15 protein-coding genes and 2 tRNA genes are annotated in these 15,224 nt (G+C 62.0%); 6 read left to right on the plus strand and 11 right to left on the minus strand.

Annotated features, from left to right (window positions below):
* Positions 1–34: 34 nt before the first annotated feature.
* The gene (locus P8R33_RS00655) at positions 35–1,567 is read right to left on the minus strand and encodes an acyl-CoA carboxylase subunit beta (RefSeq protein ID WP_278327066.1); all 1,533 of its coding nucleotides are present in this window, start codon (positions 1,565–1,567) and stop codon (positions 35–37) included.
* Positions 1,568–1,621: 54 nt separating this feature from the next.
* Positions 1,622–2,359: a TlyA family RNA methyltransferase gene (locus tag P8R33_RS00660; protein ID WP_278327067.1), complete on the minus strand. Its 738-nt coding sequence runs from the start codon at positions 2,357–2,359 to the stop codon at positions 1,622–1,624.
* A gap of 34 nt (positions 2,360–2,393) precedes the next feature.
* Between P8R33_RS00660 and P8R33_RS00665 the strand changes: the two genes are divergently transcribed.
* The 3 genes from P8R33_RS00665 to P8R33_RS00675 all read left to right on the plus strand — a co-directional run bounded on the left by P8R33_RS00665 (position 2,394) and on the right by P8R33_RS00675 (position 5,109).
* Positions 2,394–2,969: a hypothetical protein gene (locus P8R33_RS00665; RefSeq protein ID WP_278327068.1), complete on the plus strand. Its 576-nt coding sequence runs from the start codon at positions 2,394–2,396 to the stop codon at positions 2,967–2,969.
* A 620-nt stretch (positions 2,970–3,589) separates the two neighbouring features.
* On the plus strand, positions 3,590–4,669 hold the full coding sequence (locus tag P8R33_RS00670) for a branched-chain amino acid aminotransferase (protein ID WP_278327069.1): 1,080 nt from the start codon (positions 3,590–3,592) through the stop codon (positions 4,667–4,669).
* Positions 4,670–4,725: 56 nt separating this feature from the next.
* Positions 4,726–5,109, plus strand: a complete 384-nt coding sequence (locus tag P8R33_RS00675) for a hypothetical protein (protein ID WP_278327070.1) — start codon at positions 4,726–4,728, stop codon at positions 5,107–5,109.
* Here P8R33_RS00675 and P8R33_RS00680 read toward each other — a convergent pair whose 3' ends face one another.
* Positions 5,110–6,012, minus strand: coding sequence for a LysR family transcriptional regulator (locus tag P8R33_RS00680; protein WP_278327071.1), 903 nt, complete (start codon positions 6,010–6,012; stop codon positions 5,110–5,112).
* A gap of 106 nt (positions 6,013–6,118) precedes the next feature.
* Here P8R33_RS00680 and P8R33_RS00685 point away from each other — a divergent pair, with 106 nt between their 5' ends.
* Entirely contained in the window at positions 6,119–6,820 is a 702-nt protein-coding gene (locus tag P8R33_RS00685; protein WP_278327072.1) for a pirin family protein, read from the plus strand.
* Positions 6,821–6,834: 14 nt separating this feature from the next.
* The gene (locus tag P8R33_RS00690; protein ID WP_278327073.1) at positions 6,835–7,419 is read left to right on the plus strand and encodes an FMN-dependent NADH-azoreductase; all 585 of its coding nucleotides are present in this window, start codon (positions 6,835–6,837) and stop codon (positions 7,417–7,419) included.
* Positions 7,420–7,470: 51 nt separating this feature from the next.
* Here P8R33_RS00690 and P8R33_RS00695 read toward each other — a convergent pair whose 3' ends face one another.
* The 4 genes from P8R33_RS00695 to P8R33_RS00710 all read right to left on the minus strand — a co-directional run bounded on the left by P8R33_RS00695 (position 7,471) and on the right by P8R33_RS00710 (position 12,251).
* Complete coding sequence (locus tag P8R33_RS00695; RefSeq protein ID WP_278327074.1) at positions 7,471–9,531, minus strand: NAD(+) synthase; 2,061 nt, start codon at positions 9,529–9,531, stop codon at positions 7,471–7,473.
* Entirely contained in the window at positions 9,528–10,037 is a 510-nt protein-coding gene (locus tag P8R33_RS00700; RefSeq protein ID WP_278327075.1) for a CinA family protein, read from the minus strand. Before P8R33_RS00700 ends, P8R33_RS00695 begins: the two co-directional genes overlap by 4 nt.
* A 67-nt stretch (positions 10,038–10,104) precedes the next feature.
* On the minus strand, positions 10,105–11,118 hold the full coding sequence (locus P8R33_RS00705) for a sensor histidine kinase (RefSeq protein ID WP_278327076.1): 1,014 nt from the start codon (positions 11,116–11,118) through the stop codon (positions 10,105–10,107).
* A 128-nt stretch (positions 11,119–11,246) separates the two neighbouring features.
* A complete protein-coding gene (locus P8R33_RS00710; RefSeq protein WP_278327077.1) occupies positions 11,247–12,251 on the minus strand; it encodes a DNA topoisomerase IB in 1,005 nt (334 codons plus the stop codon).
* Positions 12,252–12,344: 93 nt separating this feature from the next.
* Here P8R33_RS00710 and yghU point away from each other — a divergent pair, with 93 nt between their 5' ends.
* On the plus strand, positions 12,345–13,196 hold the full coding sequence (gene yghU / locus P8R33_RS00715) for a glutathione-dependent disulfide-bond oxidoreductase (RefSeq protein WP_278327078.1): 852 nt from the start codon (positions 12,345–12,347) through the stop codon (positions 13,194–13,196).
* Between the two features lie 126 nt (positions 13,197–13,322).
* On the opposite strand, the gene P8R33_RS00720 is transcribed toward yghU, so the two are convergent.
* The 4 genes from P8R33_RS00720 to mltG form a co-directional block, all read right to left on the minus strand.
* Positions 13,323–13,397 (minus strand) — tRNA-Gln (locus tag P8R33_RS00720).
* 124 nt (positions 13,398–13,521) lie between these two features.
* Positions 13,522–13,598 (minus strand) — tRNA-Met (locus P8R33_RS00725).
* A gap of 127 nt (positions 13,599–13,725) precedes the next feature.
* Positions 13,726–14,253, minus strand: coding sequence for a 2'-5' RNA ligase family protein (locus P8R33_RS00730; RefSeq protein ID WP_278327079.1), 528 nt, complete (start codon positions 14,251–14,253; stop codon positions 13,726–13,728).
* The gene (mltG, locus tag P8R33_RS00735) at positions 14,250–15,224 is read right to left on the minus strand and encodes an endolytic transglycosylase MltG (RefSeq protein ID WP_278327080.1); all 975 of its coding nucleotides are present in this window, start codon (positions 15,222–15,224) and stop codon (positions 14,250–14,252) included. Before mltG ends, P8R33_RS00730 begins: the two co-directional genes overlap by 4 nt.

Raw genomic sequence — 15,224 nt, forward strand, 5'->3', positions numbered from 1 at the left:
GCGATACTTCCATCTGGCCAGCAATGAGGGGTGTCTAGAGAGGAATATTATCGTGCTTCTTCCACGGGTTCTCGAGCTGTTTCGTCCGCAGCTTCCTTAGCCCCAGCGCGATCCTCCGCCGCGTGGAGTGCGGGTAGATCACCTCGTCGATATAGCCGCGCGAGGCTGCCACGAAGGGGTTGGCGAAGCGGTCTTCGTATTCCCTGGTTTTCTCGGCGATCTTGTCCGGGTCGTCGCGATCCTGGCGGAAGATGATCTCCACCGCGCCTTTCGCGCCCATCACGGCGATCTCGGCGGTGGGCCAGGCGTAGTTGAGGTCGCCGCGCAAATGCTTGGAGGCCATCACGTCGTAGGCACCGCCATAGGCCTTCCGGGTGATCACGGTGATCTTGGGCACGGTCGCCTCGGCATAGGCGAACAGCAGCTTCGCGCCGTGCTTGATGATACCGTTATGCTCCTGCGCGGTGCCGGGGAGGAAGCCGGGCACGTCGACGAAAGTCAGGATCGGGATTTCGAAAGCGTCGCAGAAGCGCACGAAACGCGCGGCTTTCTTGGACGATGCGATGTCCAGCACGCCGGCAAGCACCATGGGCTGGTTCGCCACCACGCCCACCGTGCGCCCCTCCACCCGGCCGAAGCCGCAGATGATATTGGCCGCATGGTTCGGCTGAATCTCGAAGAAATCGCCCTCGTCCAGCGTCTTCCGGATGACTTCGTGCATGTCATAAGGCTGGTTGGCATTGTCGGGGATCAGCGTGTCGAGGCTCGGCTCCTCGCGGTCCCAGGCGTCGGCGGTCGGGCGCTCGGGCACGTCCTCGCGGTTCGACAGCGGGAGGTAATCGACAAAATTGCGCGTCGCGAGCAGGGTTTCGATGTCGTTCTCGAACGCATTGTCCGCGACCGAGGTCTTGGTCGTATGAGTCTTCGCCCCGCCCAGTTCCTCTTGGGTGACGACCTCGTTGGTCACCGTCTTCACCACGTCGGGGCCGGTGACGAACATGTAGCTGCTGTCCTCGACCATGAAAATGAAGTCGGTCATCGCGGGGCTGTAGACCGCCCCGCCCGCGCATGGTCCCATGATCAGGCTGATCTGCGGCACCACACCGCTCGCCAGCACGTTTCGCTGGAACACCTCGGCATAGCCGCCGAGCGAGGCCACGCCCTCCTGGATGCGCGCGCCACCGCTATCGTTGAGGCCGATCACCGGCGCACCGACCTTCATCGCGGTGTCCATCACCTTACAGATTTTCTCTGCGTGTCGCTTGGAAAGAGAGCCGCCGAAGACGGTGAAATCCTGAGAGAAAACGTAGACCAGACGACCGTTGATGGTGCCCGACCCGGTAACCACCCCGTCGCCGGGGATCTTCTGGTCCTCCATGCCGAAATCGACGCAGTCGTGCTCGACATATCGGTCGAGCTCTTCGAAGCTGCCCTCGTCCAGCAGCACATCGAGCCGTTCGCGCGCGGTCAGCTTGCCCTTGGCGTGCTGCGCATCGATGCGTTTCTGCCCGCCGCCCAGCTCGGCAGCTTCGCGGCGACGTTCCATTTCGGCGATATTGGCGGACATGCTCTCTCCGTAAAATCTCTCGGACAAGCGCCTAGAGCCGAGCGAGCCGCAGCGTCAATGTCGGAGCGCACTTATCAGGAATTCGACATTGCCCTCCGGCCCGGTGATCGGGCTCTCGACGATGCCCTGAACCGCGAAGCCGAGGCCCTCGGCCCAGTCGCGCACTTCGTCGCAGACCCGGCTATGCAGGGCGGGATCGCTGACCACGCCTTTCTTGCCGACTTCTTCGCGTCCGACCTCGAATTGCGGCTTGATCAGCGCGACGAGGCGGCATTCGCGCTCGGCCAGTTCGAGCGGACGTTCCAATACCTTGGCGAGGCCGATGAAGCTCGCATCGCAGACCACCCAGCCGACCGGACGGTCGATCATATCGGGCGTCAGGATGCGCGCGCTCGTTTGCTCTAGCACGGTGACGCGCGGGTCCTGCCGCAGTTTCCAGGCGAGCTGGTTGGTGCCGGAATCGACCGCGAAGACATGCTCCGCCCCGCCCTGCAACAACACGTCGGTGAAGCCCCCGGTCGAGCTGCCGATATCCATGGCCGTTGCGCCGCTTGGGTTCAGCCCGAAATGTTCGATCGCATGGGCGAGCTTGATGCCGCCGCGGCTCACCCAAGGATGATCGCGTCCTCGCACATCGAGCGGCGCGTCCTCCGCCAGTTGCTGGCCCGGCTTGGCAAGCTTCTGCTCGCCGGAGAATACCAGCCCCGCCATTACCAGCGCCTGCGCGCGGGTCCGGCTTTCGACCAGCCCGCGGTCCACCAGCATCTGATCGAGGCGTTTCTTTCTCGGCATCGGAAAGAAAGCGCGTAGCGGGCATTGAGGCTATATGAAACCGATCTATGCCCACGCCGCAGGCGCGCTCGCGCTGAGTTTCACCATCGCCGCCTGCGTGCCGGCACCGGACTCGACGCCAGCTCCCGAGCAGGCTGCGACAGCTACGCCACCTGCGACTCCCACGCCGAGCGCGACCCCGCTGCCGCCACCGCCAGTGGAGGCGAACTGGATCGATCGCCCGCAGACGGCGGGCACCTGGCGCTTCAGCGGGAACCAGGCAGCTTTCGTCGAACGTGATAGCCAAGGTGGTCCGGTCGCGCCGAGCACTCCCCTGTTTATCATGGAATGCAACGGGAATGCCGTGCGGCTCTCGACTCAACTGCCCCGACCAGGCGCTCGCGTCATGGCCATACGCACCGAAACCGCGTCGCGGACATTACCACTCTCGCCAGTTTCTGCAGGCGGCGAACCCGCGTTCGCCTTCACAGACCTGCAACCGCGCGACCCCCTTCTGGACGCGATGGCTTTGACGCGAGGCCGCTTCGCCGTCGAGGTACAAGGCGCGCCCTCGCTCTATCTCCCTGCCTGGGCGGAGGTGACGCGCGTGATCGAGGACTGTCGCAGATAGCAAAAAGGCCCGCGCAAATTTGCCGGGCCACAAAAACCAATTCTGACGTGGGAAAACTTTTTTTCAAGCCTTGAATTGCGCGCCGCGGCGCAACAAATTGGCAATCAAGATCAGCGGGTAGCGCGGTCTTGGCCCCCGGTGAAACGGGGATCTAGCTCACAAGCTTGAAAGGAGGTGATCCGATGTCTCATGGTTCAGTAGCGAGGTCGGTGAAGATCCCTACGGAGCATATTCGGTAACATTCCTGCCGAGTAAGGCTACGTGAGCGGCGCTTCCGGCCGCTGACCATGCGAAGGCCAGTCTCTCCTTAGGGCGAGGCTGGCCTTCTCATTTTTTCTGGTGCGAATTCTTTTTTGGGTGCGCTATCGACATCCGTCGATAGCTTGCGGCACCAGCCCACTCCCCCACCCGGCCACCCAATCAGTATAGTGCCGTGGGTGGCCGGGTGGGGGAGTGGGCTGGTGCCGCACGGAAAGCGCGGAAGCGGTTTCCGCACGCGACAAGAATCCGGAGTGTGCCGGTGCCGCCGCAAGGTCAGGACCGATATCCTGACCGCACCAATCTCAAACACTCTCTCCCAAATCTTGCGAAAAATCCCCGCTGGCCTTACGCGCGCAGGCATGGATTTCGAGCACCTCCCCCACCCCGCCCCCGTCCCCGGCGAGACGCGCCAGCAGGCGTTGCAGGACCCAGGCTTCGGCAAGCTCTTCACCGACCACATGGTCGTGATCGATTACGATGCCGATCAGGGCGGCTGGCACAAGGCGACGCTCGGCCCGCGCGAGCCGATCAGTCTAAATCCGGCAGCGGCCGTCCTGCATTACGCGCAGGAAATCTTCGAAGGCATGAAAGCATACAAGCAACCGGACGATGGCCTCGCCCTGTTCCGCCCCGAACAGAATGCCCGCCGCTTCAACGAAAGCGCGCGGCGCATGGCGATGCCCGAGCTGCCGGAAGAGCTGTTCCTCGAATCGATCCGGCAACTGGTCGGGGCGGACCGCGACTGGGTGCCGAGCGACCCCGACGGCTCGCTCTACCTGCGCCCCTTCATGTTCGCCTCCGAAGCCTTTCTCGGCGTACGTCCGGCCCGGCAGTACAAATATATCCTGATTGCCAGCCCCGTCGGCCCATATTTCAAGGGCGGCGCCAAGCCGGTGAAAATCTGGGTCAGCCGCAACTATACGCGCGCCGCCCCCGGCGGGACCGGCGCCGCGAAGACCGGCGGAAACTACGCCGCCAGCCTCGTCCCGCAGGCCGAGGGCATCGAAAACGGCTGCGACCAGGTCGTCTTCCTCGATGCGGTCGAGAAGAAATGGATCGAGGAACTGGGCGGCATGAACCTGTTCTTCGTGTTTGACGACGGCACGGTGGTTACCCCACCCCTGACCGGCACGATCCTGCCTGGCATCACCCGCGACAGCCTCATCCAGTTGCTGCGCGAAGAGGGCCTGCAGGTACGCGAGGAACCTTACAGCATCGACCAATGGCGCGCCGATGCCACTAGGGGCAAGCTGCTCGAGACGATGGCTTGCGGAACGGCTGCCGTCGTCACTCCGGTCGGCACGGTCCTTGGCCCGGATGGCGAATTCACCATCGGCAGCGGCGGCACCGGGCAAATGACCACCAAGGTCCGCGAGAAACTGGTCGGCATCCAGAAGGGCCGCGTCGCTGATACGAACGGCTGGGTGATGCGGCTGTAAGGCGCGTGCCACGCGCAGTTTACGCTCCTTCAAGGTCCATGGGCTATGCAATGGCGATGAGCACGACCGACCGTATCGTAACCGCCCAACTCGACGAGGCGCATGACGAACTGCATTACCGCTGTGGCGGTTTGTGGGACGTGCAATCGATCGACGAGTTGTTCGCCTGCCTCAACGAGGCCTGCCTGCCCTTGGTCAAGCAGCGCAAGGCGATCTATTCGCTCGGCGATTTCACCACTGCCGTGCCCCAGGATCGCGAGACTGCGGAAAAAATCGGCGACTATCTTCGCACCGCCAAGCAATTCGGCCTTAACCGGACCGCGATCTACGGTGCCCCGGTGCTGATGCGCATGCAGTACAAGCGTGTCGCGCCGGATGTGATTGTCGAGTTCTTCGACACGAAACCCGAAGCGCTGCAATGGCTGCGCGCCGATCGCTGATCAGTCAGCGCATTCCTTCAAGGCATCGCGCATCGCATCGATCAGCCAGCTGGCGGCCGTCCTCGGCCGGGCATCGCGCCGCCACAAGGCGCTGAGCGTGTAATCGGCGCCTGGCTTTTCAGGCAGATCGAGCTCACACAATCGCCCTTCCACTAAATCGGCAGCGATAGTGTGTCGCGGCATGTTGCCCCAGCCGATCCCTTCCTTCAGCAGGGCATGCTTCGCGCCGAGATCGGCCAGCCGCCAGCTTTGCGGAGACAGGACGGAGAACTCCCGCCCTTCGGTCAGTGGCGATCGATCGGACAGGACAAGCTGCAAGTGCTTGCGACTTTCGCCTGGCTTCACACCTGATCGCGCCAAGGGATGATCCGGCGCGGCGACCGGCACCAACTCGACCCGACCGATAGCCTGCCGTTCGAGCTCCTCGTGGCCGGCCAGCACAGGGCCGCCAATGGCAAGGTCGGCGCTGCCGTCCAGCAGACATGCGGCCACTGCTCCCAATGCTTCGACTTGTAGCCGCAGCGCGGTGGTCGGAAACATCGTCCGGAATCGACGCAGGACAGTCGCCGTAACTTCGCCCGGCATCATCACATCGACGACCAGCGAGACCTCGCTCTCGAGGCCCGCGTGGAGGCTCTGCGTTTTCGCCAAGAGCGTATCGATGCCATCGGCCACCGCCTTGGCTTCCACCAGCAGGCCCTTACCCGCCTCGGTCAGCACCGGGCGGCGCGATCCCTCGCGCTCGAACAGCGACACGCCGAGCTGCGCCTCCATCTGCGAGATCCCGTAGCTGACGGCCGATACCGCCCGCCCCATCTTGCGCGCGGCTGCGCCGAAACTTCCTTCCTCGGCCACCGCGAGGAAGATGCGCAACTGATCGAGGCTAGGCTCGCCCAGCTTCACTGTTCTGATTTCCTGAACATCTTGCCGCGTTTTATCGCAGTTATCGGAACAAGCAGCAAGGCCTATCTGCTAGTCCAACGACACCTTCCCTCACAGGAGCAGGCAAATGATCGAACACCGTCCCTTCGACAGTCTCGGCAAGGCCAATCATGGCTGGCTGGACGCGAACCACCACTTCTCCTTCGCCGGTTACCACGATCCTTCGCGCGTTAATTGGGGCGCGCTGCGCGTCTGGAACGACGACAAGATCGCGCCGAAGAGCGGCTTCCCTACCCATCCCCACAACGACATGGAAATCATCACCTATGTCCGCACAGGCGCCATCACCCATCGCGACAGCATGGGCAACGAAGGCCGCACCGAAGCGGGCGATGTCCAGGTGATGAGCGCCGGGCGCGGCGTCGCGCATTCGGAATTCAACCTGGAAGACGAAGAAACCACGCTGTTCCAGATCTGGATCATCCCGGAAGAGCGCGGCGGCGATCCGGGCTGGGGTGCGCGACAGTTTCCCAAAGGCGACCGCGCCGGACAGTTCGTGCCCCTCGCCAGCGGCGTCGCCAATGACGATGATGCCCTCCCCATCCGCACCGATGCCCGCGTGCTCGGCGCGACCGTGAAGGTGGGCGAAAGCGTGACATACACGCCGCGTACTGCCGACCGTCACCTCTACCTCGTGCCCGCCACCGGCAGCATTCGCGTGGGCGACATCGAAGCGCAGGCCCGCGATGGCATCGCCATTACCAAGGAAGACAGCATCACCATTACCGCCCTCGAGGACAGCGAACTCGTCCTCGTCGATGCGGCCTGAGCAGGAGTAGAGCCATGACGAATATCCTCCACATCACCAGCAGCATCCGCGGCGATGACAGCGTTTCGACCAGCCTCGGCAACAGACTGGTCGAAAAGCTCGCTGGCAAGAACGTCGTCACGCGCGACCTCGCCAAGAACGACCTACCCTTCATCGATGCCGAACGGCATGCGGCCAACCTTGCGCCCTACGCCGACCGTTCGGAGACGCAGCATGGTCTAGCGAAGATCGCCGACGAGCTGATCGACGAACTCGAGGCAGCCGATACGATCGTCTTCAGCGTACCGGTCTACAACTTCACGATTCCCGCCACGCTGAAGGCCTGGGCCGATCTCGTCGCGCGCGCCGGACGAACCTTCCGCTACACGCAGAACGGACCGGAAGGCCTGCTAACCGGCAAGACGGTTTATATCACGGCAGCGACCGGCGGAACGGCGATCGGCAGCGATATCGATTTCATGTCGCCCTGGTTGAAGTTCTTCCTCGGCTTCCTCGGCATGACCGATGTGCGGATAGTCGCAGCGGACGGCATCATGGGCGAAGGCGGCGAAGAGAAAATTGCCGAGGCCCATCAGGAAGTCGAACGGCTGGCCGCGTAATCCTCCGACCCTCCCCTCCCTTACGCGCCAGCGACGTGCCGGGAAGTTCTATCAGCTTCCCGGCACGTTTCTTTTGAGGTCGTCGAGCCAGACATCGGCCACCGCATCGCTGGGTGCCCGCCAGTCGCCACGCGGGGAGAGCGCCCCGCCTGCGCTGACCTTCGGGCCATTGGGCAAGGCGCTGCGCTTGAACTGGCTGAATTCGAAGAAGCGCTTCAGGAAATTCTCGAGCCACTTCGCGATCGTGGCGAGGTCGTATTCGTTCTTCCGATTTTCGGGAAAATCTATCGGCCACAGGCCTTCCTTCGCATCCTTCCACGCATGCCATGCAAGGAACGCGACATGGCTCGGGCTCTGTCCCCAGCGGACAATGTGGTGGAGGAAGAAGTCGTTCAACTCGTAGGGCCCGATGATCGACTGGGTGGACTGGATCGCGCCGTCCTCACCCGCAGGCACAAGCTCCGGGCTGATCTCGGTATCGAGAATGGCGAGCAGCACGTCGTCGCATTGCTCGTCGAACTGGCTGGTCGTTGTGGTCCAGCGGATCAGGTACTGGATCAGCGTCTTGGGAACGCCTGCGTTGACGGCGTAGTGGCTCATCTGATCGCCCACACCATAGGTGCACCAGCCGAGCGCCAGTTCCGACAGATCGCCCGTGCCAATCACGAACCCCGAATGATGGCCCGCCAAGCGGAAGAGGTAGTCGGTACGCAGCCCGGCCTGCACGTTCTCGAACGTCACATCGTAATGCGGCTCGCCATCGGCAAAGGGGTGGCCGATGTCTTCGAGCATCTGCCGCGCGGCGGGCTTGATATCGATTTCTTCCGCGGTGATCTCGAACGCTTTCATGAGCTTCCATGCGTTCGACTTGGTGTCGTCCGACGTCGCAAAGCCGGGCATGGTGTAGCCGCGAATGTCGCTGCGTGAGCGCCCGAGTCGATCCATCGCCTTGGCCGCCACCAGCAAGGCATGCGTGCTGTCGAGCCCGCCCGAAATGCCGATCACCAGCGATTTCGCACCGGTCGCCTGTATGCGGCGCATCAGCGCATCGACCTGGATGTTGAAGGCCTCGTAGCAATCCTCGTCCAGCTTGTGCGCGCGGTTGGGCACGAAAGGGAAGCGGCGGATCGGGCGGATAAGATCGGCACCGTCCGGCTCATATTGGTGCGTAAATAGGACCGTGCGGTAGAAGTCCTCTGGTCGTCCCGCTGCTTCGGCTGCATCATTGAAGGTCTGCATCCGCATGCGGTCGTTGAGAATCCGCCCCGTATCGATGTCGGCAATGCATAGTTCGGGCTCGAGATCGAACCGAACGCTTTCCGCCAGGAGATCGCCCAGTTCGTAAATCATTCCCTGACCATCCCAAGCGAGGTCGGTGGTACTCTCTCCGTGTCCACTTGCCGAATAAGCGTAGGCGCAAACGCAGCGAGACGAGCTTGCACGACTCAGTAAGTGACGTTCGTCCGATTTCCCGATCGTGATGTTCGACGCCGACAAGTTCAAGATCATCGTGGCCCCTGCGAGCGCGGCCAGGACGCCAGGTGGCTGCGGTGCCCAAAAATCCTCGCAAATCTCTATGCCGAATACGAAACCTTCAAGGTTTTCTGCCGAGAACAGGATGTCCGTTCCAAAGGGGACCTGCTTGTCTCCGACGCAAATTTCCAACCCTTGGATGCTGCGGCCGTGAGCAAACCATCGTTTCTCGTAGAATTCACGATAGTTGGGAAGATAGCTCTTCGGAATTACCCCGAGTATCTTGCCCCGCGCGATCACGATCGCACAATTGTAGATTCGACCCTTATGCCGCAGAGGAGCGCCGATTACGAGAACGGGCGACAAATCCCTTGAAGCATCACGGATTTGCTCAAGGTGGAGTTCTACCGATTCCAGTAGCGCCGTCTGCAGGTGAAGATCGTCGATCGCGTAGGAGGAAAGGCAAAGCTCCGGATAAAGCAGCAGGTCGACATGCAGCTCATCTGCTTTTTTTGCCTGCTCCACGATACCTTGCGCATTGTAAGCTACGTCGGCTGTCCGCACTTTCGGCGTTGCAGTCGCTAGCCGGACAAACCCATGCGTATGCCTGTCGAAGAAAGGATGGAGATCGCCGGTCATTTGAGAAGTGCGTTCTTCATCATCATGAGCGCCACTTCAAGTGCTGCAAGCCGGACGCCGTCCCGCCCGATTTCCCCAAAATGCCGTTCGCAGTGCTCCGAGGCTTCTCCTTTGAGCAGACATGCGAAATGAACAAGCCCCTCTTCGTCCGTAGGCCCGGCCGGCCCGGCAAAACCGGTAATCGATACGACGACATCCGCTTCGGATTTTTGCAGTGCGCCCTGCGCCATGGCAATTGCGACTTCCCGGCTGACTGCACCACAATTTTCGATCTCGCTGCTGTCGCAATCGAGCATCTCACATTTTGCTTCATCCGAATAGGTGACGAAAGCTCGTTCGAAAACGTGCGATAAACCGCTGACATCGGTCAACACAGCTGCCAACAGCCCGCCGGTGCAGCTTTCCGCCGATGCGAGCCGCAGACCCTTCGTCTTGGCCAACTCGAGGACGTGCTCGGCTAAAGTAGAAATTTCCTCAGGAAGTATGGGGTCGATCGTCTCGGCCATAGCCGCTTTCCCTCTGAAACAAGTCGGGCTGTGTGTCTAAACGCAGCTACTACCCAACCTTGCCAGATCAGACCGGTTCCTGTTCTTTCATTCGCATCTCGTTGCGAAACCCGTTCAACACCGGGCCCGCCGAATGCGTCGCTCCGGCTTGATGTGCGAAGGCAAGCATCAGGTTGTTGCCCAAGCCACCGGGATTGAGCTTGATTGCCTCCTCGCCGACCCCGTCGTCCTCGATAGTCAGTCGCCAGCCACCATCGACCGATTGCAGAAACACACCGATCTTGCCGAGCCGACCTTCGGGGAACGCGTATTTCGCACAGTTCGAGATGGCCTCGTTAAGGTAGAGGCCGATCGCCACTGCCGTTTCGCTCGGCAGCCTCATCGGTTCTATTTCGCGATATACATGGATATTGTCGGTCAGTGCAGCGCGCTCGATCCGGTCCAGCAGGACATCGAGGTAGGGCTTCATCGCGACATCGCCGCCTTCTTCGTGGTCCATCGTCAAAGTTGAATAGGCATCGGCGAAGGTCCGCACGCGGCCGACGGCATCTTCCAACGCGCCATGCAGGGCGGGATCGGGCATCTGCCGTTTCTGGATTTCGAGCAGGCTGGCCACGAGCGCGAAGTTGTTCTTGGTGCGATGCTCGAGCTCTGCAAGCAGCGTCAGCCGTTTATCCGCGCGTTCGCGAATTTCCTTCATGGTACTTTGCGCGGCTCGGCGAAACGCTTCGGCAAAAACGATGACGATCAGGCAGCAAACGGCGTTGAGCAGCACGCGCGCCGGATCGGTAGGATTCGTCAGGAGGAAGGACGACTGCCCCGGCAATACGAAATACCACGCCCAAAAGAAGGTGACGATGAAAGCCACCAGCCCCGCCCGCCAGTGACCATAGAAGGTCGCCAGCAACACTGTCGGATAAATCAGCGCGAACGGCCCGGACTCCGGCGCCCACATATCATAGAGCGACCGCAGCCCAATCATCGCCGCTGCACAAATAGCACCGAACGTCAGCTGCGCCGCGAGCTTCCCGCGACCAGTGATGAATTGTCGACTGACATCGAATTCCGCGAGACGCTGCACCCCGTCTCTCCCATCGGGGAAGCTAATTCCGTAAGCACGTTGCGGTTCGGAAAGCCGAAACACCCCGAGGCATCGGCTCCGCTCTTATATTGAGATTATTGCAACCTGTCGACTCGTCTTGCGCACAATCAGGCGGCAGCGAGCAATTCAGCCGCGCTGGGACTTTCCTGCAACAGCTCGATTAGGCCACGTTCCTCACGGGTCAGCCATCGCGTTGCACGCGGCAGCCGCAGGCCTTGCCTCCATTCCTCTTGCCGATCGACAAGGTCGATGACAGCCGGGTGGATATAGCTCTTGCGCGTCACCGCAGGTGTGTTGCCTAGCTGCCCAGCCACACAGTCGAGCAGCGCCTTCATCGGCATCCGGCCCTCGCCCGCGCGGAGGCACTCTAATCCCATCACGCTGGCGTGCCAGGTGCGGAAATTCTTTGCTGTAAAGCGCTCGCCCATGCAGGCTTCGAGGTATTCGTTCACGTCGCCTGAATCGACGGTCTGCACCTCGCCATCTTCGTCGATATATTTGAAGACGTTCTGGCCGGGTAGGTCCTGCATCTTGCGCACCGCCCGGGCGAGGCTGCCGTCGGTCAGCGTGACTTCGCGCATCTTGCCGGACTTGCCCTTGTACCGCAGTTTGAGCGTCTTTCCGGTCACCTCGGCATGCTTGCGCCGCAAGGTCGTCGCGCCGTAGCTCTTGTTGCGCTCCGCATAGCCCGTGTTGCCGACACGAACCGCGCCGAGGTCAAGCAGGCGGATGACACTGGCCGTCGCCCGTTCTCGCGTCAGCTTGCTTCCTTTCAAATCCTCCTCGACCTTCTTGCGCACCAAGGGCAGAAGGCTGCCGAACTCGATGCAGCGGTCGAACTTTTCGCCCTCGCGCTCGGCGCGGAAATCGGGGTGATAGCGATATTGCTTGCGGCCTTTCGCATCGATCCCGGTGGCGAGGATATGGCCATTGGGCGCGGGGCAGAACCATTCGTCGACATAGGCCGGCGGCAAGGCGATCGCGTTGAGCCGTTGCTTCTCCCCCCGATCGGTAATGAGCCGGCCTTTCGGATCGTAATAGGCCCATCCCTTCCCCGCACCCTTGCGGGTGATGCCGGGCAAATCGTCGTCGACATAGATGAGCTTCGTCATGGCGTAGCGATAAACCGTGGGTGGGCTGTCACGGTTCCCCACCTTGCGACGAATGGATTGGCAGACTAGCCCACGTGCAAGAGGAGACCACGAATGGCCGATGCGACCTATACCCCGCCCGAAGTCTGGACCCACGATGCCGAGAACGGCGGCCGCTTCGCCAATATCAACCGCCCGACTGCCGGCGCGCGCGAGGAAAAGGACCTTCCCGTCGGCGAGCACGACTTCCAGCTCTACTCCCTCGCAACGCCCAATGGCGTGAAGGCGACGGTGATGTTCGAGGAGCTCCTCGAAGCGGGACACTCCGACGCGGAATACGACGCCTGGACGATCAATATCAGCGAAGCGCAACAGTTCACCAGCGGCTTTGTCGAGGTAAATCCCAACAGCAAGATCCCCGCCCTGCTCGACCGCAGCAGCGACCGCCCAGTCCGCGTGTTCGAAAGCGGCGCGATCCTGCTGCACCTCGCAGAGAAGTTCGGCGCTTTCGTGCCAACGGATCATAACCGCGCCGAGGTGCTTAGCTGGCTGTTCTGGCAAATCGGCAGCGCACCGTTCATCGGTGGCGGATTCGGCCACTTCTACGCCTATGCGCCCGAGAAGTTCGAATATCCGATCAACCGCTACGCCATGGAAACCAAGCGTCTGTTCGATGTAGCCGATCAGCGTTTGGCGCGGTCGGAATATCTCGGCGCCGACAATTACACCATCGCTGACATCGCAGCCGCGCCGTGGATGATCCCCTTCGTCGAAGGCACCATCTACAACGAGGCGCGCAAATTCCTTTCGATCGACGAATACACGAACGTCGAGCGCTGGGCGAAGCAGATCGCCGCGCGCCCCGCCGTGAAACGCGGACGGATCGTCAACAAGGCTTGGGGCGACGAGGATACCCAGCTGCTCGAGCGGCACTCAGTCGCCGATTTCGAGGGCAAGAAACTCTAGCTCGGAGCTCACGGCTGGAGGCGGGATCGACCTCCGGCCAGCTCCGCGCGTGTCGCGCTCCGCTTCCGAACCTGCCCCTCGCTTCGCGAGCAGGTTCGATCCTGAGCTGGCGTCGCGGGGAAAAACTGGCTGGGGTGGCAGGATTCGAACCTGCGCATGCCGGTACCAAAAACCGGTGCCTTACCGCTTGGCTACACCCCAGCAGGCGAGCGCCCCTATAGCCGAGCCGCGCGCAATGTGAAGGGGCGCGATCCGCATTTTTCGCCATCGCGAACAGAAGCGCCCGCGTAGCCCGAAGTGTTTTCCACTTAGCGCTTTCATAAGATGGTAGCGGAGGAGGGACTCGAACCCCCGACACGCGGATTATGATTCCGCTGCTCTAACCACCTGAGCTACTCCGCCGCACCAAGTCTGCCTTGGGAGGCATGCCGGGGCTTTCGGCCCGCGCGGCAGGCGGCGCATTTACGGCGCAGGGAGCATGGGGTCAACCGCGCAATTCGCGGCTACGCAATTTTCTTTCGCGGTGGATCTACGCAGTGTCTTTGCCGCGGAAAGCGAAGGTCTTCACATGCTCCCACGGACCGCCGCGATAGTGGAAGAGGGAGAGGCCGGGAAAGGTGAAATTGCGCGGCAGGATCGTCCCGTCGAGCTGCGCTTGCAAGGCCTTGGCTTCCTTGCCGCTGACCTTGTTCTGGATGGTCACGTGCAGGCGCGGGCGGTGCTGGTCCTGTTGGGTCAGGAGGCCATGAAAACCGTCGGCGAGCAGGTCGCGCAGGCGCAGCATGGCCAGGCTTTCGAGCTTGATCGCCGTCCCCCGCCCCAATGACATGAGCCCCACCACTTTACCAGGCACCGGCGCAAAGTCGCGCGCCATGCGCTCGCACACCGTGACCACCTCGCCCTCGCACATTCCCGGCAGCGCGTGGAACAGCGTCACATGCGCTTCGAGGTAGTTGCGCTCGGGCGGGAAATGCGCGTCGCGCAGCGCGGTGTAGCGCGCATGCATGTCATCGGGCAGCTGCGCCGTCAGGATGAGCGATGCGTCGCCCTCGCTCACATCTCACCGCGCTGGCGGCGGATCTCGAACCACTTCGCGACATTGGCATTATGCTCGTCGAGCGTCTCGGCAAAAGCATGGCCGCCGGTTCCGTCCGCCACCATGTAGCGCGCCGTCGTATCCGCCGGGTTCAGTACCGCCGCGATGGATTCGCGGCCCGGATTGGTGATCGGCCCCTTGGGCAGGCCGACCATGGTGTAGGTATTGTAGTCGTTGATCGCCGCGATTTCCGACTGGCGGATGCGGCGGCCGAGCGGCTTGCCCTTAGTGATCGGATAGATGATCGTCGGGTCCGCCTGCAGCAGCATGCCGTCTTTGACGCGATTGGAATAGAGGCCGGCCACCATCCTGCGTTCACGTGCGACGCCGGTTTCCTTCTCGACGATCGAGGCAAGGATTACCGCTTCCTCGATGCTGTCGACCGCGATGTCGTCGCCGCGCTTGGGCCAGGCTTCGGCGAGGTAGTTCTTCATCGCCGCCTGCATCCGCGCAAGCACCTCGCCCCGGCTTTCGCCACGCTCGAAATCATAAGTGTCGGGCAGGACCGATCCTTCTGCAGGTACCGGGATCTCGCCGGTCAGCAGGTCTTCCGCCATGAGCCGCTCGTAGACCATGATCGAGGGCAAGCCTTCGGGAATGGTGACGAAACGTCGGATCACCTCGCCGTGCTGGAACGTGTCGAGAATGCGCGCAGGGCTGGCGCCCGACGGCAGCAGGAATTCGCCCGCCTTGATCGGATCGCCCGAGCCGAGAATTTTCGCGCGCAGCAGGAAGCCGTCGGCAGAACCGATAAGCCCCTCGTCCTCCAGCTTGTTCGCGACCGAGGTCAGCGTCGCACCGGAGGGGACGATGAAATTCGTATCCTCCTCCACATCCGCGCCGCCCCACCAGCCGGAGGCGAACCAGATCGCGCCGATCGCCAGGACGAGCGCGGCAATCGCGCCGATAATCAGCGCACCGGTCTTTTTCAC

It is taken from the genome of Qipengyuania flavescens (assembly GCF_029688735.1).
GTDB lineage: Bacteria > Pseudomonadota > Alphaproteobacteria > Sphingomonadales > Sphingomonadaceae > Qipengyuania.